Source organism: Lelliottia nimipressuralis (assembly GCF_004402045.1).
Taxonomy (GTDB): domain Bacteria; phylum Pseudomonadota; class Gammaproteobacteria; order Enterobacterales; family Enterobacteriaceae; genus Enterobacter; species Enterobacter chinensis.
Genome location: NZ_SOMG01000023.1, coordinates 465,361 through 486,487 on the forward strand (window position 1 = coordinate 465,361; position 21,127 = coordinate 486,487).

The following is a 21,127-nucleotide window of genomic DNA, read 5'->3' on the forward strand; positions in this document are numbered from 1 at the left end:
TTTCAGGGACAAAAAACGCGTTATGTTGTCTGCGAATCAACCAATAAGCGAAAACTTGCCAGCTCATGGCTGCCGTCATGTAGCAATCATTATGGATGGCAATGGCCGCTGGGCGAAAAGACAAGGGAAGATACGAGCCTTTGGGCATAAAGCTGGGGCGAAATCTGTTCGCCGCGCCGTTTCTTTTGCCGCCAATAACGGCATTGATGCGTTAACGCTCTATGCTTTTAGCAGTGAAAACTGGAATCGACCTCCGCAGGAAGTGACCGCGTTGATGGAATTGTTTGTGTGGGCGCTAGACAGCGAAGTAAAAAGCCTGCACCGCCACAACGTCCGCCTGCGTATCATTGGCGATACCAGTCGTTTTAACTCACGTTTGCAGGAACGGATTCGTAAAGCAGAAGCGTTGACTGAAAATAATACCGGTCTGACGCTTAATATTGCGGCGAATTACGGCGGACGCTGGGATATTATCCAGGGCGTTCGGCATCTGGCCGAGCAGGTTCAGGAAGGGCTGTTGAGACCCGACCAAATTGATGAAGAGGCGCTGAGCAAGCAAATCTGCATGAATGAACAGGCGCCTGTGGATTTGGTAATTAGGACAGGGGGGGAGCATCGCATAAGTAACTTTTTGATATGGCAAATTGCCTATGCCGAACTTTACTTTACGGATGTTCTTTGGCCCGATTTTGATGAACAAGACTTTGAAGGTGCGCTGCATGCCTTTGCCAATCGAGAGCGTCGTTTCGGCGGCACCGAGCCTGGTGGCGACAAAGCCTGATGGGGGTAGCTTTTGCTGAAGTATCGCCTGATTTCCGCTTTTGTATTAATACCCATTGTCATTGCGGCGCTGTTTTTACTGCCCCCGGTGGGATTCGCTATTGTTACGCTGGTGGTGTGTATGCTCGCCGCGTGGGAATGGGGACAGTTTAGCGGCTTTACCTCGCGCAGTCAGCGAGTATGGCTTGCGGTACTCTGTGGCTTTATCCTGGCCGTAATGCTGTTTACGTTGCCTGAATATCACCATGATATTCATCAACCGCTGGTTGCCGGTTCCCTGTGGGTATCGCTGGCCTGGTGGGTTGGTGCACTGCTGCTGGTGCTTTTTTATCCAGGCTCTGCGGCGTTATGGCGTAATTCAAAAGTGCTGCGACTGATTTTTGGCTTGCTCACTATTGTTCCATTTTTCTGGGGTATGGTCGCGCTTAGGGCCTGGCACTACGACGAAAACCATTACAGCGGTGCGATCTGGCTGCTTTATGTGATGATTCTCGTCTGGGGGGCTGACTCCGGGGCCTATATGTTTGGTAAACTGTTTGGCAAACATAAACTGGCACCGAAAGTGTCTCCGGGGAAAACCTGGCAAGGATTCATCGGCGGCTTGTTTACGGCAGCGATCATTTCCTGGGGCTATGGCGTTTGGGCGAATCTGGAAGTGGCACCGTCAATACTGCTGGTGTGCTCGATTTTTGCTGCGCTTGCCTCAGTGCTCGGTGATTTAACCGAGAGTATGTTTAAGCGTGAAGCAGGGATTAAGGACAGCGGACACCTGATTCCAGGACATGGCGGTATACTGGATCGCATTGATAGCCTCACAGCGGCTGTTCCAGTGTTTGCTTGTTTGCTTTTACTGGTATTCGGGACGATTTAACGGAAGGTTTTATGCTGAGCATTCTCTGGAATCTGGCGGCGTTCATTGTTGCACTGGGTGTACTGATTACCGTGCATGAATTTGGCCATTTCTGGGTTGCTCGCCGTTGTGGTGTGCGGGTAGAGCGGTTTTCCATCGGTTTTGGCAAATCACTCTGGACGCGCACCGACCGTCACGGCACTGAATTTGTCATTGCCCTTATCCCGCTGGGCGGCTACGTCAAAATGCTCGACGAACGCGTTGAGCCTGTCGCTCCTGAGCTACGACACAGCGCATTCAACAATAAAACCGTTGGACAACGCGCCGCCATCATTGCTGCCGGACCGGTAGCCAACTTCATCTTTGCTATTTTCGCTTACTGGCTGGTGTTTATCATCGGCGTGCCCGGCGTGCGTCCGGTGGTGGGTGAAATTGCCCCCAACTCCATCGCGGCAAGTGCGCAAATTACATCCGGGATGGAACTTAAAGCGATTGATGGCATCGAAACCCCTGATTGGGATGCTGTGCGACTGCAGCTGGTAGCTAAAATTGGCGATCCGCAGACAACCATCAGCGTATCGCCGTTTGGCTCAGACGTGCGCCAGAACAAAGTGCTCGATTTACGTCACTGGCGTTTCGAGCCAGACAAAGAGGATCCCGTTGCTGCGCTAGGCATTCGTCCACGCGGCGCACAGATCGAGCCGGTATTAGCCGAAGTACAGGCAAATTCGGCAGCGAGCAAAGCGGGTTTGCAAGCAGGCGACAGGATCGTTAAAGTCGATGGTCAACCATTAACAGAGTGGATGACCTTTGTTACTCTGGTGCGCGATAATCCGGGAACGTCTCTCGCGCTGGAAGTTGAAAGGCAAGGCAGTCCGCTTTCGCTGACGCTGATCCCGGATACGAAGTCGGTCGGCAAAAAGGCAGAAGGGTTTGCAGGCGTAGTGCCAAAAGTGATCCCGCTGCCAGATGAGTACAAGACAATACGCCAGTATGGGCCATTCAGCGCCATCCTTGAAGCCACGGATAAAACATGGCAACTGATGAAGCTGACGGTCAACATGTTGGGGAAATTGATAACCGGTGATGTGAAACTGAACAACCTCAGTGGGCCAATTTCGATTGCCCAGGGGGCTGGGATGTCAGCGGAATTCGGGGTGATTTACTATTTCATGTTCCTCGCGCTCATTAGCGTGAACCTTGGGATAATCAACCTGTTCCCGCTTCCCGTTTTAGACGGGGGTCATCTGCTGTTTTTAGCGATTGAAAAGCTAAAAGGCGGACCGGTATCCGAGCGAGTTCAAGACTTTAGTTATCGCATTGGCTCGATTTTGCTGGTGCTGTTAATGGGGCTTGCACTTTTCAATGATTTCTCTCGGTTGTAAGAGAGTGTTAGGAAGAACGCATAATAACGATGGCGATGAAAAAGTTGCTCATAGCGTCGCTGCTGTTTAGCAGCGCCACCGTATACGGTGCTGACGGGTTCGTAGTGAAAGACATTCATTTCGAAGGCCTCCAGCGTGTCGCCGTTGGTGCGGCCCTCCTCAGTATGCCTGTACGCCCCGGCGATACGGTTAATGATGATGATATCAGTAACACCATCCGTGCTCTGTTTGCCACCGGCAACTTTGAGGACGTTCGCGTTCTGCGCGATGGTGATACGCTGCTGGTACAGGTAAAAGAACGTCCGACGATCGCCAGTATCACTTTCTCCGGTAACAAGTCGGTGAAAGATGACATGCTCAAGCAGAACCTTGAAGCATCGGGTGTTCGTGTGGGCGAGTCCCTGGACCGCACAACCCTTTCGGACATTGAAAAAGGTCTGGAAGACTTCTACTACAGCGTCGGTAAATACAGCGCCAGCGTGAAAGCGGTGGTGACCCCACTGCCACGTAACCGTGTTGACCTGAAGCTGGTCTTCCAGGAAGGTGTTTCTGCGAAGATCCAGCAGATCAACATTGTCGGCAACCACGCCTTTAGCACCGACGAACTGATCTCCACTTTCCAACTGCGCGATGAAGTGCCGTGGTGGAACGTGGTAGGCGATCGCAAATACCAGAAACAAAAACTGGCGGGCGACCTCGAAACCCTGCGCAGCTACTATCTGGATCGTGGCTACGCGCGTTTCAACATCGACTCGACTCAGGTGAGTCTGACTCCGGACAAGAAAGGTATCTACATCACGGTTAACATCACTGAAGGCGATCAGTACAAGCTTTCTGGTGTTGAAGTGAGTGGTAACCTGGCGGGGCATTCAGCTGAAATCGAATCGTTGACCAAAATTCAGCCAGGCGATCTGTACAGCGGCTCCAAAGTCACCAAAATGGAAGACAGCATTAAGAAGCTGCTCGGACGTTATGGCTATGCCTATCCGCGCGTACAAACGCAGCCTGAAATCAACGATGCAGATAAAACCGTTAAGCTGCACGTTAACGTCGACGCGGGCAACCGTTTCTACGTACGTAAGATTCGCTTCGTTGGTAACGACACCTCCAAAGATTCCGTTCTGCGTCGCGAAATGCGTCAGATGGAAGGCGCATGGTTAGGTAGCGACCTCGTCGATCAGGGTAAAGAGCGTCTGAACCGTCTGGGCTATTTTGAAACGGTTGATACCGATACGCAGCGCGTACCGGGCAGCCCGGATCAGGTTGATGTCGTCTACAAAGTGAAAGAGCGTAACACCGGTAGCTTCAACTTCGGTGTGGGCTACGGTACTGAAAGCGGCGTCAGCTTCCAGGTTGGTGTGCAGCAGGATAACTGGCTGGGTACGGGTTACTCTGTCGGCATTAACGGCACCAAAAACGACTACCAGACCTACTCTGAGTTCTCTGTTACTAACCCATACTTCACCGTTGATGGTGTGAGCCTGGGCGGTCGTATCTTCTATAACGACTTTAAAGCGGACGATGCGGATCTGTCCTCGTACACCAACAAGAGTTACGGTGTGGATGGTACGCTTGGCTTCCCGGTTAACGAATACAACACCCTGCGTGCTGGCTTAGGTTACGTGCATAACGACCTGTCAAATATGCAACCGCAGGTGGCGATGTGGCGTTATCTGGACTCTATCGGTCAGTCGGCAAGCAAAAACAGCGATAACAACGGTTTCGCTGCGGATGACTTCACCTTCAACTACGGCTGGACCTATAACCGTCTCGACCGTGGCTACTTCCCAACAGAAGGTTCTCGCGTCAACCTGAACGGTAAAGTCACCGTCCCAGGTTCCGATAACGAGTTCTACAAGGTGACGCTGGATACCGCGTCCTACTTCCCGATCGATGACGATCATAAGTGGGTGGTTCTGGGGCGTACCCGTTGGGGCTATGGCGATGGGTTAGGTGGCAAAGAACTGCCATTCTATGAGAACTTCTATGCCGGTGGTTCCAGTACCGTGCGTGGCTTCCAGTCCAACAACATTGGTCCGAAAGCGGTTTACTACGGCGGAAACGACAAAGACAACTGCGAAAGCCGAGATCCAAAAGATGTATGTAGCTCTGATGATGCTGTAGGCGGTAACGCCATGGCCGTGGCGAGCCTTGAGTTCATCACGCCAACTCCGTTTATCAGTGATAAATATGCGAACTCCGTCCGTACATCCTTCTTCTGGGATGCGGGTACGGTGTGGGATACCAACTGGGAGAATACAGCCCAGATGCGTGCAGCTGGCGTTCCAGACTACAGCGATCCGAGCAATATTCGCATGTCTGCCGGTATCGCATTACAATGGATGTCACCGCTGGGGCCGTTGGTCTTCTCTTACGCCCAGCCGTTTAAGAAATATGATGGAGATAAGTCGGAGCAATTCCAGTTTAACATTGGTAAAACCTGGTAATAATCCGCTGCAAAGGAATGCGTTGGCAGTGTAGCGCTGACAACTGGCGATCGGTAACACGGTCGCCTTGCCACGCAAAGAACGGTACCTTCTGGTGCCAATGGGATGGTAAGGAGTTAATTGTGAAAAAGTGGTTATTAGCTGCAGGTCTCGGTTTAGCGATGGCAACTTCTGCTCAGGCAGCAGACAAAATTGCAATCGTCAACATGGGTAATTTGTTCCAGCAGGTTGCACAGAAAACGGGTGTTTCTGCGACTCTGGAAAACGAATTCAAAGGCCGTGCAAGCGAACTGCAGGGTATGGAAAACGATCTTCAGTCCAAAATGCAGCGTCTGCAGCGTGATGGTTCTACCATGAAAGCAAGCGACCGCAGCAAGCTGGAAAAAGACGTAATGGCTCAGCGCCAGGCGTTCTCTCAGAAAGCGCAGGCTTTCGAGCAGGATCGTCAGCGTCGTTCTAACGAAGAACGCGGCAAGCTGGTGACTCGCATTCAGACCGCTGTTAAATCAGTAGCTGCCGATCAGAACATCGATCTGGTTGTTGATGCGAACGCTGTAGCTTTCAACGGCAGCGATGTTAAAGACATCACCGCTGATGTTCTGAAACAGGTTAAATAAGTAATGCCTTCAATTCGACTGGCTGATTTAGCTCAGCAGTTGGATGCAGAATTACACGGTGATGGCGATATCGTCATCACCGCTGTTGCGTCCATGCAATCTGCTAAAGCTGGCACGATTACCTTCATGGTAAGCCCTAAGTACCGTGAGCAACTGGCTCAATGCCAGGCGTCAGCTGTTGTTCTGACGCAGGACGATCTTCCATTTGCCACTGTAAGCGCACTGGTAGTGAAAAACCCCTACCTGACGTATGCACGCATGGCTCAAATTCTTGATACCACGCCGCAGCCGGCCCAGAACATTGCTGCCAGTGCAGCGATTGATCCGACGGCAAAGCTGGGTAACAACGTTGCCGTTGGCGCGAATGCGGTTATCGAATCCGGCGTGGTGCTGGGCGATAACGTCGTTATTGGCCCGGGTTGCTTCGTTGGGAAAAATACCAAAATCGGCGCCGGGACCCGTTTATGGGCCAATGTGTCCGTTTACCATGAAGTCGACATTGGCGAAAACTGCCTCGTCCAGTCCAGTACCGTGATTGGTTCTGATGGTTTTGGTTACGCTAACGATCGTGGTAATTGGGTTAAAATTCCGCAACTTGGTCGCGTTATTATTGGCGATCGCGTGGAAATTGGCGCCTGTACCACCATTGACCGTGGCGCACTTGACGACACGATCATTGGCAATGGTGTTATCATCGATAACCAGTGCCAGATTGCGCATAACGTCGTGATTGGCGACAATACCGCGGTTGCGGGTGGCGTCATCATGGCAGGCAGCCTGAAAATTGGCCGTTATTGCATGATTGGCGGTGCGAGCGTGATTAATGGCCATATGGAAATATGCGACAAGGTGACTGTGACGGGAATGGGCATGGTAATGCGTCCTATCACTGAACCTGGCGTCTATTCCTCAGGCATTCCGCTCCAGCCCAACAAGGTATGGCGTAAAACAGCAGCTCTGGTGATGAACATTGATGATATGAGCAAGCGTCTCAAGTCTCTTGAGCGCAAAATCGATCAACAAGACTAAACGTCATCCGTTTAACGCTATTTTTCCCGGCCTGTCGGCTTTCTAATAAACCGGCAGGCCGTGTTATTATTGTTATCAGTACATTTTGACAGGAAGAGTATTTTGACTACTGACACTCATACTCTGCATATTGAAGAGATTTTAGAACTTCTGCCGCACCGCTACCCGTTTCTGCTGGTAGACCGTGTGCTGGATTTTGAAGAAGGTCGTTTTCTGCGCGCAGTGAAAAATGTTTCCGTGAATGAGCCATTCTTCCAGGGACACTTCCCGGGAAAACCTATCTTCCCGGGTGTGTTGATCCTGGAAGCTATGGCACAGGCTACCGGTATTCTGGCGTTTAAAAGCGTCGGCAAACTGGAGCCAGGTGAGCTGTATTACTTCGCGGGTATTGATGAAGCGCGCTTCAAGCGCCCTGTCGTGCCTGGTGATCAGATGATCATGGAAGTCACTTTTGAAAAAACGCGTCGCGGCCTGACTCGCTTCAAAGGCGTAGCTATGGTTGACGGCAAAGTTGTTTGCGAAGCGACGATGATGTGTGCTCGTAGCCGGGAGTCCTGATACGTGATTGATAAATCCGCCTTTATTCATCCTACCGCGATTGTGGAAACCGGTGCCATCATTGGTGCTGACGTTCACATTGGCCCGTTTTGTATTGTTGGACCCCATGTCGAAATTGGTGAGGGTACAGTGCTGAAATCTCACGTTGTCGTGAATGGTCATACGACCATTGGCTGCAATAACGAGATCTATCAGTTCGCCTCCATCGGCGAAGTTAACCAGGATCTTAAATATGCTGGTGAGTCGACCCGTCTGGAAATTGGCGATCGTAACCGTATTCGCGAAAGCGTTACCATTCATCGTGGAACAGTACAGGGTGGTGGGTTGACGAAGGTGGGCAGCGATAACCTGTTTATGGTTAATGCGCATATCGCGCATGACTGTACCGTGGGTGACCGCTGTATTCTTGCCAACAATGCAACGCTGGCAGGACACGTATCGGTTGATGACTTCGCAATTATTGGCGGCATGACCGCAGTCCATCAGTTCTGCATCATTGGTGCACACGTGATGGTCGGCGGATGCTCCGGTGTGGCGCAGGACGTCCCACCGTATGTGATTGCGCAGGGCAACCATGCCACGCCGTTTGGCGTGAACATCGAAGGCCTCAAGCGTCGTGGTTTTAGCCGCGAAGCGATTACTGCCATCCGCAACGCGTACAAACTGCTGTACCGTAGCGGTAAAACGCTGGAAGAGGCGAAGCCGGACATTGCCGAGCTGGCGAAAAAGTACCCGGAAGTGAACGCGTTCATGGAATTCTTTGACCGTTCAACAAGGGGTCTGATTCGTTAATGGTCGACAGTCGTCCGCTTACGATAGCCCTGGTCGCCGGAGAAACCTCCGGCGATATTCTTGGTGCCGGTCTCATCCGCGCGCTGAAGGCGCGTGTACCTAACGCACGCTTTGTGGGCGTTGCTGGCCCGCTGATGCAGGCCGAAGGCTGTGAAGCCTGGTATGAAATGGAAGAGCTGGCCGTGATGGGTATCGTTGAGGTGCTGGGGCGGCTACGCCGTTTGCTGCACATCCGTGCCGATCTCACCCGCCGCTTTACCGAACTCAAACCCGACGTGTTTGTCGGTATCGATGCACCTGATTTCAACATTATCCTCGAAGGGAATCTGAAAAAGCAGGGCATTAAAACCATTCACTACGTCAGCCCGTCCGTCTGGGCGTGGCGACAGAAACGTGTTTTCAAAATTGGGCGGTCCACCAATCTGGTGCTGGCTTTCCTGCCTTTCGAAAAAGCGTTTTACGACAAATTCAATGTTCCGTGCCGTTTTATCGGTCATACCATGGCGGATGCGATGCCGCTTGAGCCAGATAAAAACGCGGCGCGCGACGTGCTGGGCATCCCTCATGATGTGCACTGTCTGGCATTGCTGCCGGGCAGCCGTGGTGCAGAAGTTGAAATGCTGAGCGCAGATTTCCTCAAGACCGCGCAAATCCTTCGTCAGACATACCCCGATCTGGAGGTCGTGGTTCCGCTGGTCAATGCCAAACGCCGCGAGCAGTTTGAGCGCATCAAGGCAGAAGTCGCCCCGGATCTTCACGTTCGTCTTCTGGACGGGAAAGGGCGGGAAGCGATGTATGCGAGCGATGCCGCACTGCTGGCCTCCGGCACGGCGGCGCTGGAATGTATGCTGGCGAAATGTCCGATGGTGGTCGGTTATCGCATGAAGCCGTTCACCTTCTGGCTGGCAAAACGTCTGGTGAAAACGGATTATGTCTCCCTGCCAAACCTGCTTGCCGGGCGCGAGCTGGTAAAAGAGCTGTTGCAGGATGAGTGCCAGCCGCGGCTGCTTGCCGATGCGTTGCTCCCACTGCTTGCCAACGGCAACACCAGCCACCAAATGCATGATACGTTCCGCGAGCTGCATTTGCAGATCCGCTGTAACGCCGATGAGCAAGCGGCTGATGCGGTGCTGGAGTTAGCAAAATGATGGAATTTGTTTATCCTCATACCCACCTTGTGGCGGGCGTGGACGAAGTGGGTCGTGGTCCGTTAGTGGGGGCAGTGGTGACCGCTGCGGTGATCCTCGATCCGGCTCGCCCGATTATCGGGCTGAACGACTCTAAAAAATTGTCCGAAAAGCGCCGGCTGGCGCTGTTTAGTGAGATTCAGGAGAAGGCGCTGGCCTGGAGCCTGGGGCGCGCTGAGCCGCATGAAATAGACGAGCTGAATATTTTGCACGCCACGATGCTGGCGATGCAGCGTGCGGTTGCAGGTTTGAAAATTTCCCCTGAATATGTCCTGATTGACGGCAACCGCTGTCCGGCATTGCCAATGCCTTCAATGGCGGTCGTCAAAGGCGATAGCCGGGTCGCAGAAATCAGCGCAGCTTCTATTATTGCCAAAGTGTCACGCGACGCCGAAATGGCCGCGCTGGACCTGACTTATCCTCAGTACGGTTTCGCCCAGCATAAGGGGTATCCCACCGCTTTCCATCTGGAAAGACTGGCTGAACATGGCGCAACCGAACATCACCGACGCAGCTTTGGCCCGGTGAAACGCGCGCTGGGACTGGTGTCCTGAATCAATACGCAAGCAATTAAGTAACGCGGAATCTGAAGATGGCTGAACCACGTTTCGTACACCTGCGGGTGCATAGCGACTACTCCATGATCGATGGGCTGGCGAAGACCGGGCCGCTGGTAAAAAAGGCGGCCTCCCTTGGCATGCCCGCGCTGGCGATCACCGATTTTACCAACCTGTGTGGCCTGGTTAAGTTCTACGGAACGGCGCATGGCGCGGGGATGAAGCCTATCGTCGGCGCAGATTTTCATGTGCAGAGCGATCTCATCGGCGATGAAATGACGCAAATCTCCGTGCTGGCGATGAACAACACGGGCTATCAAAACCTCACTCTGCTTATCTCAAAAGCCTACCAACGCGGGTATGGCGCGCTGGGGCCGTGGATCGACCGCGACTGGCTGGCTGAGCTTAACGAGGGGCTGCTGCTAATCTCCGGCGGCCGTATGGGCGATGTCGGCAAATGCCTGCTGCGTGGTAATAGCGCGCTGGTGGATCAGTGCGTGTCATTCTATGAAGAGTATTTCCCGGATCGTTATTATCTGGAGTTGATCCGCACCGGTCGCCAGGACGAAGAGAGCTATCTCCATGCCGCTGTGGCTCTGGCAGAAGAGCGCGGCTTGCCCGTGGTGGCAACCAACGATGTGCGGTTCCTTGAAGCGGGTGATTTTGACGCTCACGAAATTCGCGTGGCGATCCATGATGGCTTCACGCTGGACGATCCCAAACGACCGCGCAATTACTCATCGCAGCAGTACATGCGCAGCGAAGAGGAGATGTGTGAGCTTTTCTCCGATATCCCGGAAGCGCTGGAAAACAGCGTAGAGATTGCCAAGCGCTGTAACGTTACCGTCCGCCTCGGCGAGTATTTCCTGCCGCAGTTCCCGACTGGAGACATGACCACGGAAGATTTCCTGGTTGTGAAATCGAAAGAGGGCCTGGAAGAGCGTCTGGAATTCCTGTTCCCGGATGAGGCCGTTCGTAAAGAGAAGCGTCCGCCGTACGATGAACGCCTGGATATTGAACTCCAGGTGATCAACCAGATGGGCTTCCCGGGCTACTTCCTGATCGTAATGGAGTTCATCCAGTGGTCAAAGGATAACGGCGTACCGGTTGGACCGGGGCGTGGCTCCGGTGCGGGATCGCTTGTGGCCTATGCGCTAAAAATTACCGACCTTGATCCGCTGGAATTTGACCTGCTGTTTGAACGTTTCCTTAACCCGGAACGTGTCTCGATGCCCGACTTCGACGTCGACTTCTGCATGGAGAAACGTGATCAGGTGATCGAGCACGTCGCCGATATGTACGGCCGTGATGCGGTATCGCAGATTATTACGTTCGGTACGATGGCGGCGAAAGCGGTTATCCGTGATGTTGGACGCGTGCTGGGCCACCCTTACGGGTTTGTCGATCGTATTTCTAAGCTGGTGCCGCCCGATCCGGGCATGACGCTGGCAAAAGCGTTTGAAGCCGAGCCGCAGCTGCCGGAAATCTACGAAGCCGACGAAGAAGTTAAAGCGCTGATCGACATGGCGCGTAAGCTGGAAGGCGTCACGCGTAATGCCGGTAAGCATGCGGGGGGCGTGGTTATCGCGCCGACCAAAATTACCGATTTCGCGCCGCTCTACTGCGATGAAGCGGGTGAGCATCCGGTTACTCAGTTTGATAAGAACGACGTGGAATACGCCGGGCTGGTGAAGTTTGACTTCCTCGGCCTGCGTACGCTGACGATCATCGACTGGGCGCTGAAGATGATCAACCCGCGCCGGGAAAAGCAGGGCCTTGAGCCGATAGACATTGCAGCCATCCCGCTGGATGACAAGAAAAGTTTCGACATGCTGCAGCGCTCGGAGACTACCGCCGTCTTCCAGCTTGAATCCCGCGGCATGAAAGACCTGATTAAGCGCCTGCAGCCCGACTGCTTCGAAGATATGATCGCCCTGGTAGCCCTGTTCCGTCCGGGCCCGCTGCAGTCTGGGATGGTTGATAACTTTATCGACCGTAAGCACGGGCGCGAAGAGATTTCCTACCCGGACGTGCAGTGGCAGCATGAAAGTCTGAAACCGGTACTGGAGCCAACCTACGGCATTATCCTGTATCAGGAACAGGTTATGCAGATTGCTCAGGTGCTCTCTGGCTATACCCTTGGTGGCGCGGATATGCTGCGTCGAGCAATGGGTAAGAAAAAGCCGGAAGAGATGGCCAAGCAGCGCGGCACCTTCGAGGAAGGCGCGAGAAAAAACGGCATTGATGGCGAACTGGCGATCAAGATCTTTGACCTGGTTGAAAAATTCGCCGGGTACGGGTTTAACAAATCCCACTCTGCCGCCTATGCTTTGGTCTCGTATCAGACGCTGTGGCTGAAAGCGCACTATCCTGCTGAATTTATGGCGGCGGTAATGACCGCCGATATGGACAACACCGAGAAGGTGGTGGGGCTGGTAGATGAGTGCTGGCGCATGGGGCTGAAGATCCTGCCGCCGGATATTAACTCGGGTCTTTACCATTTCCACGTCAATGAGCATGGGGAAATTGTCTACGGGATCGGCGCGATCAAAGGCGTGGGCGAGGGGCCTATCGAGGCGATCCTCGAAGCGCGTAACAACGGCGGTTATTTCCGCGAGCTGTTCGATCTTTGCGCCCGTACCGATACCAAAAAACTGAACCGCCGCGTGCTTGAAAAGCTGATCATGTCCGGCGCGTTCGACAGGCTGGGCCCGCACCGGGCCGCGCTAATGAACTCTCTCGGCGACGCTCTGAAAGCGGCGGATCAGCACGCAAAAGCGGAAGCCATTGGTCAGGCGGATATGTTCGGCGTGCTGGCGGAAGAACCGGAGCAGATCGAGCAGTCTTATGCCAGCTGCCAGCCGTGGCCAGAACAAGTGGTGCTGGATGGCGAGCGTGAAACGTTAGGACTGTACCTGACGGGTCACCCGATCAACCAGTACATTAAAGAAATTGAGCGCTATGTCGGAGGCTATCGGCTGAAAGACATGCATCCGACAGAACGTGGTAAAATCACCACGGCTGCGGGGCTCGTGATTGCTGCAAGGGTTATGGTCACCAAGCGCGGCAATCGTATCGGCATCTGTACGTTGGATGACCGTTCCGGGCGTCTGGAGGTGATGTTGTTCACCGACGCGCTGGATAAATACCAGCACTTGCTGGAAAAAGACCGCATACTTATCGTCAGCGGACAGGTCAGCTTTGATGACTTCAGCGGGGGGCTTAAAATGACCGCCCGCGAAGTGATGGACATTGACGAAGCCCGGGAAAAATATGCTCGCGGGCTTGCTATCTCGCTGACGGACAGGCAAATTGATGACCAGCTTTTAAACCGACTCCGTCAGTCTCTGGAACCCCACCGCTCGGGGACAATTCCAGTACATCTCTACTATCAGAGGGCGGATGCACGTGCGCGGTTGCGCTTTGGTGCAACGTGGCGTGTCTCTCCGAGCGATCGTTTACTTAACGATCTCCGTGGCCTCATTGGTTCGGAGCAGGTGGAACTGGAGTTTGACTAATACAGGAATACTATGAGTCTGAATTTCCTTGATTTCGAACAGCCGATTGCTGAGCTGGAAGCGAAAATCGATTCTCTGACAGCGGTAAGCCGTCAGGATGAAAAACTGGATATTAACATCGACGAAGAAGTGCATCGTCTGCGCGAGAAAAGCGTAGAACTGACGCGCAAAATTTTTGCCGATCTCGGCGCATGGCAGGTAGCCCAGTTGGCTCGCCATCCACAGCGTCCGTACACCCTGGATTATGTCCGCCTGGCGTTTGACGAATTTGACGAACTGGCAGGCGATCGCGCATACGCTGACGACAAAGCTATCGTTGGTGGTATCGCGCGTCTGGACGGACGCCCGGTGATGATCATTGGTCATCAGAAAGGTCGTGAAACCAAAGAGAAAATCCGTCGTAACTTCGGTATGCCAGCACCAGAAGGCTACCGTAAAGCCCTGCGTCTGATGGAGATGGCTGAGCGTTTCAACATGCCCATCATCACCTTCATCGACACTCCGGGTGCATACCCAGGTGTGGGCGCGGAAGAGCGCGGTCAGTCTGAAGCTATCGCGCGTAACCTGCGTGAGATGTCTCGCCTGAAGGTGCCGGTCATCTGTACCGTTATCGGTGAGGGTGGTTCCGGCGGTGCGCTGGCGATTGGCGTGGGCGATAAAGTGAATATGCTGCAGTACAGCACCTATTCCGTTATCTCCCCGGAAGGCTGTGCGTCTATTCTGTGGAAAAGTGCCGACAAAGCACCTCTGGCTGCAGAAGCGATGGGCATCATTGCGCCACGCCTGAAAGAGCTTAAGCTAATCGATTCCATCATCCCGGAACCGTTGGGCGGTGCGCATCGTAAGCCGGAAGTGATGGCTGCTTCCCTGAAAGCGCAGCTGCTGGCTGACCTGGCGGATCTGGACGTGCTGAGTAAAGAAGATCTGCTCAACCGTCGTTACCAGCGTCTGATGACCTACGGTTACGCATAAGCTTCACAATTATCTGAAAAGCCGCACAATGTTGCGGCTTTTTTTATACCTGCCGTTTACCTTAACTATGCTTAGCTAATGTTTTTCAAGGAGGTAACCGTGAATATCATTGCCATTATGGGGCCGCACGGCGTCTTCTATAAAGACGAGCCCATCAAGGAGCTGGAACACGCCCTGCAGTCGCGCGGGTATCAGCTAATCTGGCCGCACAATAGCGCCGACCTGCTGAAGTTCATCGAGCATAATCCGCGTATCTGCGGCGTGATCTTCGACTGGGATGAATATGACCTCGAACTGTGCAGCGATATCAACAAGCTGAACGAATATCTCCCACTGTACGCGTTTATTAATACCCACTCGACCATGGACGTCAGTGCCAATGATATGCGTATGGCGCTGTGGTTCTTTGAATATTCGCTCGGTGTGGCGGAAGATATTGCGACCCGCATTCAGCAATACACCGGTGAATATCTCGATAACATTACGCCACCGTTTACCCGCGCGCTCTTCACTTACGTGAAGGAGGGCAAATATACCTTCTGTACACCTGGGCATATGGCGGGGACGGCCTACCAAAAAAGTCCGGTGGGCTGCCTGTTCTATGATTTCTTCGGTGGCAACACGCTGAAAGCGGATGTGTCAATTTCGGTCACTGAGCTAGGCTCTCTGCTCGACCACACCGGACCGCACCTGGAAGCCGAAGAGTATATTGCCCGAACCTTTGGTGCCGAGCAGAGCTATATGGTGACCAACGGCACCTCGACCTCGAACAAAATCGTCGGGATGTACGCTGCCCCTGCAGGCAGTACCTTGCTGATTGACCGCAACTGTCATAAATCGCTGGCGCATCTGCTGATGATGAGCGACGTCGTGCCGCTCTGGCTGTCACCCACGCGCAACGCGCTTGGTATTCTTGGCGGCATCCCGCGCCGGGAGTTTACGCATGAAGCCATTGAAAGCAAGGTCGCGGCAGTGCCCGGCGCAAGCTGGCCTGTCCATGCGGTGATCACCAACTCGACCTATGACGGTCTGCTGTACAACACTAACTGGATTAAAGAAACGCTGGACGTGCCGTCGATCCACTTCGATTCCGCGTGGGTGCCGTACACCAACTTCCACCCGATTTACGCCGGTAAAAGCGGCATGAGCGGTGAACGCGTGCCGGGTAAAGTGTTCTTCGAAACGCAGTCGACGCACAAAATGCTGGCCGCCTTTTCCCAGGCTTCGCTTATTCACATCAAAGGCGAGTACGACGAAGAGACTTTTAACGAAGCCTTTATGATGCACACCACCACCTCACCGAGCTATCCGCTGGTTGCCTCCATTGAAACAGCTGCGGCAATGCTGCGCGGCAACCCCGGCAAACGCCTGATCAACCGCTCGGTGGAGCGGGCGCTGCATTTCCGCAAAGAAGTTCAGCGGCTGAAAGATGAAGCCGACGGCTGGTTCTTTGATATCTGGCAGCCGGAAGAGATTGATGAAGCAGAATGCTGGCCCGTCGCGCCCGGCGAAGACTGGCATGGCTTCCGGGATGCCGATGCCGATCATATGTTCCTCGATCCGGTGAAAGTGACGATCCTGACGCCGGGCATGGATGAACAGGGCAAGATGAGCGATGAAGGTATTCCGGCTGCGCTGGTCGCGAAATTCCTTGATGAACGGGGTGTGGTGGTGGAAAAAACCGGCCCCTATAACCTGCTGTTCCTGTTCAGTATTGGGATCGATAAAACCCGTGCGATGGGGTTGTTGCGCGGCCTGATGGAGTTTAAGCGCGCCTACGATCTTAACCTGCGGGTGAAAAACATGCTGCCGGATCTCTACGCAGAGGATCCTGACTTCTATCGTAATATGCGCATTCAGGATCTGGCTCAGGGGATCCACAGGTTGATCCGCCAGCACGATCTGCCGCGCCTCATGCTTCAGGCGTTCGATGTGTTGCCGGAGATGAAGTTTACCCCGCACAAGGCGTGGCAGCGCCAGGTGAAAGGGGAGGTCGAAACCGTCGAACTGGAAAATCTGGTCGGGCGCGTATCGGCCAATATGATCCTGCCTTACCCGCCGGGCGTGCCGCTCCTGATGCCAGGAGAGATGATTACCGAAGAGAGTCGGGCCGTGCTCGATTTTCTGCTGATGCTCTGTTCGGTAGGGCGTCACTACCCTGGTTTTGAAACGGATATTCATGGTGCGAAGCGCGACGAGAACGGTGTTTACTGGGTGCGAGTCCTAAAATAAGGGTGACCGCTTGCAAGGTGCGGGTTTTCGGTTGTAACGTTCAGGCATCATAAAAAGGAGAAGCTATGCTGGGTTTAAAACAGGTTCACCATATTGCGATCATTGCGACCGATTACGCAAAAAGTAAGGCCTTCTACTGCGACATCCTTGGCTTTACGCTGTTGAGCGAAGCGTACCGCGAGGAGCGTGACTCCTGGAAGGGGGATCTCGCATTAAACGGGCAATATGTGATTGAACTGTTCTCTTTTCCTTTTCCGCCTGCCCGTCCGTCACGCCCGGAAGCCTGTGGACTGCGCCATCTTGCCTTCAGCGTTGATGACCTGGATAGCGCGGTAAAACATCTGGAGTCTCACGGCGTAACGTGCGAACCGATCCGTGTCGATCCGTTTACCGACAAGCGTTTTACCTTTTTCAACGATCCGGACGGCCTGCCGCTGGAGCTTTACCAGCAGTAATGTTTGTCCTGTGTGATAATGCCCGCTCAGTTCGGGCATTTTTTATGTGTAATTTCCTATGACCTTACCCGCTATCGCACAAGCCGTTTCACCGTACCGCCAGCTGCTGGTGGGGTTTAGCGGTGGCCTGGATTCCACTGTTCTGCTCCATCGTCTTAAACTCTGGCGCGACCGGGAGCCTGACGTCCAGCTTCGGGCTATGCATATCCATCACGGATTAAGTCCTCATGCAGAGGAGTGGGTGGCGCACTGCGAAGCCTTGTGTGCGGCATGGGCGATCCCGCTTCTCGTTGAGCGCGTCACGCTTGTGGATGAAGGGCTGGGTATTGAGGCGCAGGCGCGTAAAGCCCGCTATGCCGCTTTTACCGGCGCATTGCAGCCCGGCGAAGTGCTGGTCACGGCCCAGCACCTGGATGACCAGTGCGAAACGTTTTTGCTGGCGCTTAAGCGGGGCAGCGGGCCGGCGGGGCTATCTGCTATGCCTGAGCGTTCTGGCTTTGCCGGCACAACATTACTGCGTCCGCTGCTTGGCGAGACGCGTGCGTCTCTGGAAGAGTGGGCGCGAGAACATCAGCTGAGCTGGATTGAAGATGAGAGCAATCAGGATGATAGCTACGACCGTAACTTCCTGCGTCTGCGCGTTCTCCCGCTGTTGACCGAACGCTGGCCGCATTTTGCTGATGCGACAGCAAGAAGCGCCATGCTGTGCGCCGAACAGGAATCCTTGCTGGATGAGTTGCTGAGTGAAGAGCTGGATGAACTGATTTCTGAAGACGGGGCGCTGGCGATTGCACCGCTGAAAGAAATGAGCCCGGTACGGCGCGCCGCACTGTTACGACGCTGGCTGGCTTCTCATCACGCAGCGATGCCGTCGCGGGCGATGCTGAGCCGCATCTGGGACGAAGTCGCACTGGCGCGGGATGACGCTTCCCCGTGCGTACACCTGAATGGTTTTGACGTAAGACGCTATAAAGGGGAACTCTGGTGGATAAAATCCACGTCCTCACTGACTGATGCGGTGCTCGACTGGCTTTCTCCTGAGGCACCGCTGATATTGCCTTGTGAGGCGGGACGTGTTTCTCTCATACCGTCTGGTCATGTGCGACTGCCGAAGCCCGGCGAACCGGTAACCGTGCGCTTTAAGGCTGGCGGTATGCTGCATATCGTCGGGCGTAAGGGGGGACGCAAGCTGAAGAAAATATGGCAGGAGAGTAACGTGCCGCCGTGGCTTCGCGACACCACGCCGCTACTGTTCTACGGTGAAGCGTTGATTGCTGCTGCGGGCGTCTTCATCACGGAAGAGGGATGGTCGGAAGAGGGTGTCAGTTTTGAATGGCAGAAAGCGTAACGGGCAGCCTTGCTGCCCGTTGGTGTCATCAGGATTCACTCACCACGACGGTGCCGATTTGCGGGTGGCTGAAGCTGGCAATTTTATCCAGACGCAACTCACGCGTTGCGCCGGCATCTTCCACTATCAAATATTCCACATTCTTACGTGAAACCAGATCGCTGGCTTTCCCCTTCAGCACTTCGCCATCTTTTAATTCCAGCGTCAGCATTAAATGCTGCTGGCAGGCGAGTTCGAGGTTGTCATAGTCATCACAATTGATGGGTTGATAAGTATCATTCATCGACATAATCGCTCACCAGTAAATTCGCCGCAGCATACGCTGCTTTTTCCCTGACCGACTCCGAAAGGCCCTCATCAGAGGCCACTTCATTAAGCACCTTCAATACACAGCCCAACGCGTCCGGGACATACCCCAGATCTCCGCTGGCGATTTCCGCATACCGTTTGCGAATTAACTCACAATAATTATTCACATCCCCTCCCGCCAGCGCACTGACCTACTGTGAGATATCATTAAGCCTACGAAGATAAACTCGGTTTAGCAAGGTGACTATACCATACTCATTTAAGCAATATCAGAGCCTTGATAGCGGTCTATTTAACACCCCGTAACAGCCTTTTGCCGCTGTTTTCGCTACAATGGGCGCCTGATTCGAATGGAGTTCTCTCATGGCGCTGAAAGCGACAATCTATAAAGCAGTGGTCAATGTGGCCGATCTTGATCGCAACCAGTTCCTGGATGCGTCGCTTACTCTGGCACGCCACCCCTCTGAAACCCAGGAGCGCATGATGCTGCGCCTGCTGGCGTGGATAAAGTACGCTGACGAGCGTCTGCAATTTACCCGTGGGTTAAGTGCGGAAGACGAGCCTGAAGCCTGGCTGCGTAACGATCATCTGGGTATCGACTTGTGGATCGAACTCGGTCTGCCGGATGAGCGCAGGATAAAGAAGGCCTGCACCCAGTCCGCTAAAGTGGCGTTATTCGCGTATAACCAGCGCGCTGCGGAGATCTGGTGGCAGCAAAGCAAGAGCAAGTGCGGACAGTTTAAAAATCTTACGGTCTGGTATCTGGATGATGAGCAGCTGGCGCAGTTGAGCGAGTTTGCCGGCCGGACCATGGTGTTGCAGGCGACGATTCAGGACGGCGCAATCTGGCTCTCTGATTCTCAGAATAATCTGGAAATTCATTTGACGGCGTGGCAACCCGCGTCATGATCGTCTTGTCCCGAAACGTCAGCATTCCTGACAATGAGCTGGAGATCACCGCCATTCGGGCTCAGGGGGCAGGCGGACAGCACGTTAACAAGGCTTCCACGGCTATCCATTTGCGTTTTGACATTCGGGCCTCAAGCCTGCCAGAGTATTATAAAGAAAGCCTGCTCGCCGCCAGTCATCACCTTATCACCAGCGATGGCGTGATTGTGATCAAAGCTCAGGAATACCGCAGCCAGGAGTTAAACCGGGAAGCGGCGATAGCCAGGCTGGTGGCGGTCATCAAAGAATTAACGGCAGTACAAAAAAGCCGCCGGGCAACGCGACCAACCCGCGCATCGAAAGAGCGTCGGCTGTCCTCGAAGGCCCAAAAATCCACAGTGAAAGCACTACGCGGTAAAGTTCGTCGCCCGACAGAGTGACGAAAGGGAACACAATTTTCATAAGGAATTCATTGTGAAAAAAGCATTATTATCAGCGCTGGCAGTGAGTACGCTGTTTGCGCTTTTCGGGTGTAACAACCGTTCTGAAACGCAGGTGATGCAGCCCGCGCAGAATGAAGAGTTAAAGCCAATGCAGCAGAGCTGGCGCGGCGTATTGCCTTGCGCGGACTGTGAAGGCATCGAAACGTCTCTGTTCCTGCAAAAAGACGGGACCTGGGTCATGAATCAGCGTTATCAGGGCGCTAAAGAACCTTCGTCATTTGCGGCTTACGGGACATGGGCGCGTACGGCTGAGAAGCTGGTTCTGACGGATACCGCCGGCGAGAAAACCTATTTCCGTGCCAAAGGCGAGGGGATGGAGATGCTTGACCGCGAAGGCAATCCGATTGAATCTCAGTTCAACTACACGCTGGCCCCGGTGAAAGCGGCCCTGCCTGCCACCCCGATGGCAATGCGGGGAATGTACTTCTATATGGCTGATGCGGCGATCTTTACCGACTGCGCAACCGGCAGGAAAGTCAGCGTAGCAAACAATGCGCAGCTTGAGCGTGATTACGCGGTTGCGCGCGGCAATGACAGCAAGCCGGTACTGCTAACGGTTGACGGTCACTTTACGCTGGAGCCAAACCCGGATAGCGGTGAGATGGTGAAAACGCTGGTGGCAGATAAAGACGCGAAATTTGTTGCGGGCAAAGACTGTAACAGTAAATAAGCTGACGATTATCCATTAAAAAACCCCGCC

Annotated in this window: 20 protein-coding genes; 18 read left to right on the forward strand and 2 right to left on the reverse strand. The window is 53.8% G+C overall.

The features are described 5' to 3' along the window. Window positions 1–22: 22 nt before the first annotated feature. From ispU to tilS, 15 genes are all read left to right on the forward strand, one after another. Complete coding sequence (ispU, locus tag E3U32_RS17040; protein WP_048339029.1) at window positions 23–781, forward strand: (2E,6E)-farnesyl-diphosphate-specific ditrans,polycis-undecaprenyl-diphosphate synthase; 759 nt, start codon at window positions 23–25, stop codon at window positions 779–781. A 12-nt stretch (window positions 782–793) separates the two neighbouring features. Continuing rightward, complete coding sequence (gene cdsA, locus E3U32_RS17045; RefSeq protein WP_134349709.1) at window positions 794–1,651, forward strand: phosphatidate cytidylyltransferase; 858 nt, start codon at window positions 794–796, stop codon at window positions 1,649–1,651. A gap of 11 nt (window positions 1,652–1,662) precedes the next feature. After that, window positions 1,663–3,015, forward strand: a complete 1,353-nt coding sequence (gene rseP / locus E3U32_RS17050) for a sigma E protease regulator RseP (RefSeq protein ID WP_134349710.1) — start codon at window positions 1,663–1,665, stop codon at window positions 3,013–3,015. Between the two features lie 29 nt (window positions 3,016–3,044). Further along, window positions 3,045–5,462, forward strand: a complete 2,418-nt coding sequence (bamA, locus tag E3U32_RS17055; protein WP_134349711.1) for an outer membrane protein assembly factor BamA — start codon at window positions 3,045–3,047, stop codon at window positions 5,460–5,462. Window positions 5,463–5,584: 122 nt separating this feature from the next. Next, window positions 5,585–6,079, forward strand: coding sequence for a molecular chaperone Skp (gene skp, locus E3U32_RS17060; protein ID WP_029741200.1), 495 nt, complete (start codon window positions 5,585–5,587; stop codon window positions 6,077–6,079). A gap of 3 nt (window positions 6,080–6,082) precedes the next feature. Continuing rightward, window positions 6,083–7,108 (forward strand): UDP-3-O-(3-hydroxymyristoyl)glucosamine N-acyltransferase, encoded by a 1,026-nt coding sequence (gene lpxD / locus E3U32_RS17065; protein WP_134349712.1) that lies wholly within the window; start codon window positions 6,083–6,085, stop codon window positions 7,106–7,108. A gap of 102 nt (window positions 7,109–7,210) precedes the next feature. Beyond that, window positions 7,211–7,666 (forward strand): 3-hydroxyacyl-ACP dehydratase FabZ, encoded by a 456-nt coding sequence (fabZ, locus tag E3U32_RS17070; RefSeq protein ID WP_134349713.1) that lies wholly within the window; start codon window positions 7,211–7,213, stop codon window positions 7,664–7,666. Window positions 7,667–7,669: 3 nt separating this feature from the next. Then, window positions 7,670–8,458: an acyl-ACP--UDP-N-acetylglucosamine O-acyltransferase gene (gene lpxA / locus E3U32_RS17075; RefSeq protein WP_134349714.1), complete on the forward strand. Its 789-nt coding sequence runs from the start codon at window positions 7,670–7,672 to the stop codon at window positions 8,456–8,458. Further along, window positions 8,458–9,606 (forward strand): lipid-A-disaccharide synthase, encoded by a 1,149-nt coding sequence (lpxB, locus tag E3U32_RS17080; protein ID WP_134349715.1) that lies wholly within the window; start codon window positions 8,458–8,460, stop codon window positions 9,604–9,606. Before lpxA ends, lpxB begins: the two co-directional genes overlap by 1 nt. Then, window positions 9,603–10,199, forward strand: coding sequence for a ribonuclease HII (rnhB, locus tag E3U32_RS17085; protein ID WP_134349716.1), 597 nt, complete (start codon window positions 9,603–9,605; stop codon window positions 10,197–10,199). The genes lpxB and rnhB overlap by 4 nt, the downstream gene beginning before the upstream one ends. Window positions 10,200–10,237: 38 nt before the next feature. Beyond that, window positions 10,238–13,720 (forward strand): DNA polymerase III subunit alpha, encoded by a 3,483-nt coding sequence (gene dnaE / locus E3U32_RS17090; RefSeq protein ID WP_134349717.1) that lies wholly within the window; start codon window positions 10,238–10,240, stop codon window positions 13,718–13,720. A gap of 12 nt (window positions 13,721–13,732) precedes the next feature. Then, window positions 13,733–14,692, forward strand: a complete 960-nt coding sequence (accA, locus tag E3U32_RS17095) for an acetyl-CoA carboxylase carboxyl transferase subunit alpha (RefSeq protein ID WP_008501895.1) — start codon at window positions 13,733–13,735, stop codon at window positions 14,690–14,692. Window positions 14,693–14,791: 99 nt separating this feature from the next. Further along, window positions 14,792–16,924, forward strand: a complete 2,133-nt coding sequence (locus tag E3U32_RS17100; RefSeq protein WP_134349718.1) for a lysine decarboxylase LdcC — start codon at window positions 14,792–14,794, stop codon at window positions 16,922–16,924. A gap of 65 nt (window positions 16,925–16,989) precedes the next feature. After that, on the forward strand, window positions 16,990–17,379 hold the full coding sequence (locus E3U32_RS17105; protein ID WP_134349720.1) for a VOC family protein: 390 nt from the start codon (window positions 16,990–16,992) through the stop codon (window positions 17,377–17,379). A 58-nt stretch (window positions 17,380–17,437) separates the two neighbouring features. Beyond that, window positions 17,438–18,727, forward strand: a complete 1,290-nt coding sequence (gene tilS, locus E3U32_RS17110; protein ID WP_134349722.1) for a tRNA lysidine(34) synthetase TilS — start codon at window positions 17,438–17,440, stop codon at window positions 18,725–18,727. A gap of 28 nt (window positions 18,728–18,755) precedes the next feature. Here tilS and rof read toward each other — a convergent pair whose 3' ends face one another. Together rof and E3U32_RS17120 are read right to left on the reverse strand one after the other, a co-directional pair. Next, entirely contained in the window at window positions 18,756–19,016 is a 261-nt protein-coding gene (gene rof / locus E3U32_RS17115; RefSeq protein WP_134349723.1) for a Rho-binding antiterminator, read from the reverse strand. Then, complete coding sequence (locus E3U32_RS17120; protein WP_032667327.1) at window positions 19,003–19,203, reverse strand: YaeP family protein; 201 nt, start codon at window positions 19,201–19,203, stop codon at window positions 19,003–19,005. The genes rof and E3U32_RS17120 overlap by 14 nt, the downstream gene beginning before the upstream one ends. 196 nt (window positions 19,204–19,399) lie before the next feature. Between E3U32_RS17120 and E3U32_RS17125 the strand changes: the two genes are divergently transcribed. The 3 genes from E3U32_RS17125 to nlpE are packed head-to-tail and all read left to right on the forward strand — an operon-like array spanning window position 19,400 to window position 21,097. Then, window positions 19,400–19,945 carry a YaeQ family protein gene (locus E3U32_RS17125; RefSeq protein ID WP_134349724.1) on the forward strand — a complete coding sequence of 182 codons (546 nt, stop codon included), beginning with the start codon at window positions 19,400–19,402 and terminating at the stop codon, window positions 19,943–19,945. Beyond that, window positions 19,942–20,364 (forward strand): alternative ribosome rescue aminoacyl-tRNA hydrolase ArfB, encoded by a 423-nt coding sequence (gene arfB / locus E3U32_RS17130; RefSeq protein WP_032649720.1) that lies wholly within the window; start codon window positions 19,942–19,944, stop codon window positions 20,362–20,364. Before E3U32_RS17125 ends, arfB begins: the two co-directional genes overlap by 4 nt. A gap of 34 nt (window positions 20,365–20,398) precedes the next feature. Continuing rightward, window positions 20,399–21,097 carry an envelope stress response activation lipoprotein NlpE gene (gene nlpE, locus E3U32_RS17135; protein WP_134349725.1) on the forward strand — a complete coding sequence of 233 codons (699 nt, stop codon included), beginning with the start codon at window positions 20,399–20,401 and terminating at the stop codon, window positions 21,095–21,097. Window positions 21,098–21,127 lie beyond the last annotated feature (30 nt).

Bases quoted from the DNA above. Each gene is read 5' to 3' on its own strand.
- ispU (WP_048339029.1), top strand. From the start codon at position 23: ATGTTGTCTGCGAATCAACCAATAAGCGAAAACTTGCCAGCTCATGGC.
- rseP (WP_134349710.1), top strand. From the start codon at position 1,663: ATGCTGAGCATTCTCTGGAATCTGGCGGCGTTCATTGTTGCACTGGGT.
- bamA (WP_134349711.1), top strand. From the start codon at position 3,045: ATGGCGATGAAAAAGTTGCTCATAGCGTCGCTGCTGTTTAGCAGCGCC.
- lpxD (WP_134349712.1), top strand. From the start codon at position 6,083: ATGCCTTCAATTCGACTGGCTGATTTAGCTCAGCAGTTGGATGCAGAA.
- lpxB (WP_134349715.1), top strand. From the start codon at position 8,458: ATGGTCGACAGTCGTCCGCTTACGATAGCCCTGGTCGCCGGAGAAACC.
- rnhB (WP_134349716.1), top strand. From the start codon at position 9,603: ATGATGGAATTTGTTTATCCTCATACCCACCTTGTGGCGGGCGTGGAC.
- dnaE (WP_134349717.1), top strand. From the start codon at position 10,238: ATGGCTGAACCACGTTTCGTACACCTGCGGGTGCATAGCGACTACTCC.
- accA (WP_008501895.1), top strand. From the start codon at position 13,733: ATGAGTCTGAATTTCCTTGATTTCGAACAGCCGATTGCTGAGCTGGAA.
- E3U32_RS17105 (WP_134349720.1), top strand. From the start codon at position 16,990: ATGCTGGGTTTAAAACAGGTTCACCATATTGCGATCATTGCGACCGAT.
- tilS (WP_134349722.1), top strand. From the start codon at position 17,438: ATGACCTTACCCGCTATCGCACAAGCCGTTTCACCGTACCGCCAGCTG.
- rof (WP_134349723.1), bottom strand. From the start codon at position 19,016: ATGTCGATGAATGATACTTATCAACCCATCAATTGTGATGACTATGAC.
- E3U32_RS17125 (WP_134349724.1), top strand. From the start codon at position 19,400: ATGGCGCTGAAAGCGACAATCTATAAAGCAGTGGTCAATGTGGCCGAT.
- arfB (WP_032649720.1), top strand. From the start codon at position 19,942: ATGATCGTCTTGTCCCGAAACGTCAGCATTCCTGACAATGAGCTGGAG.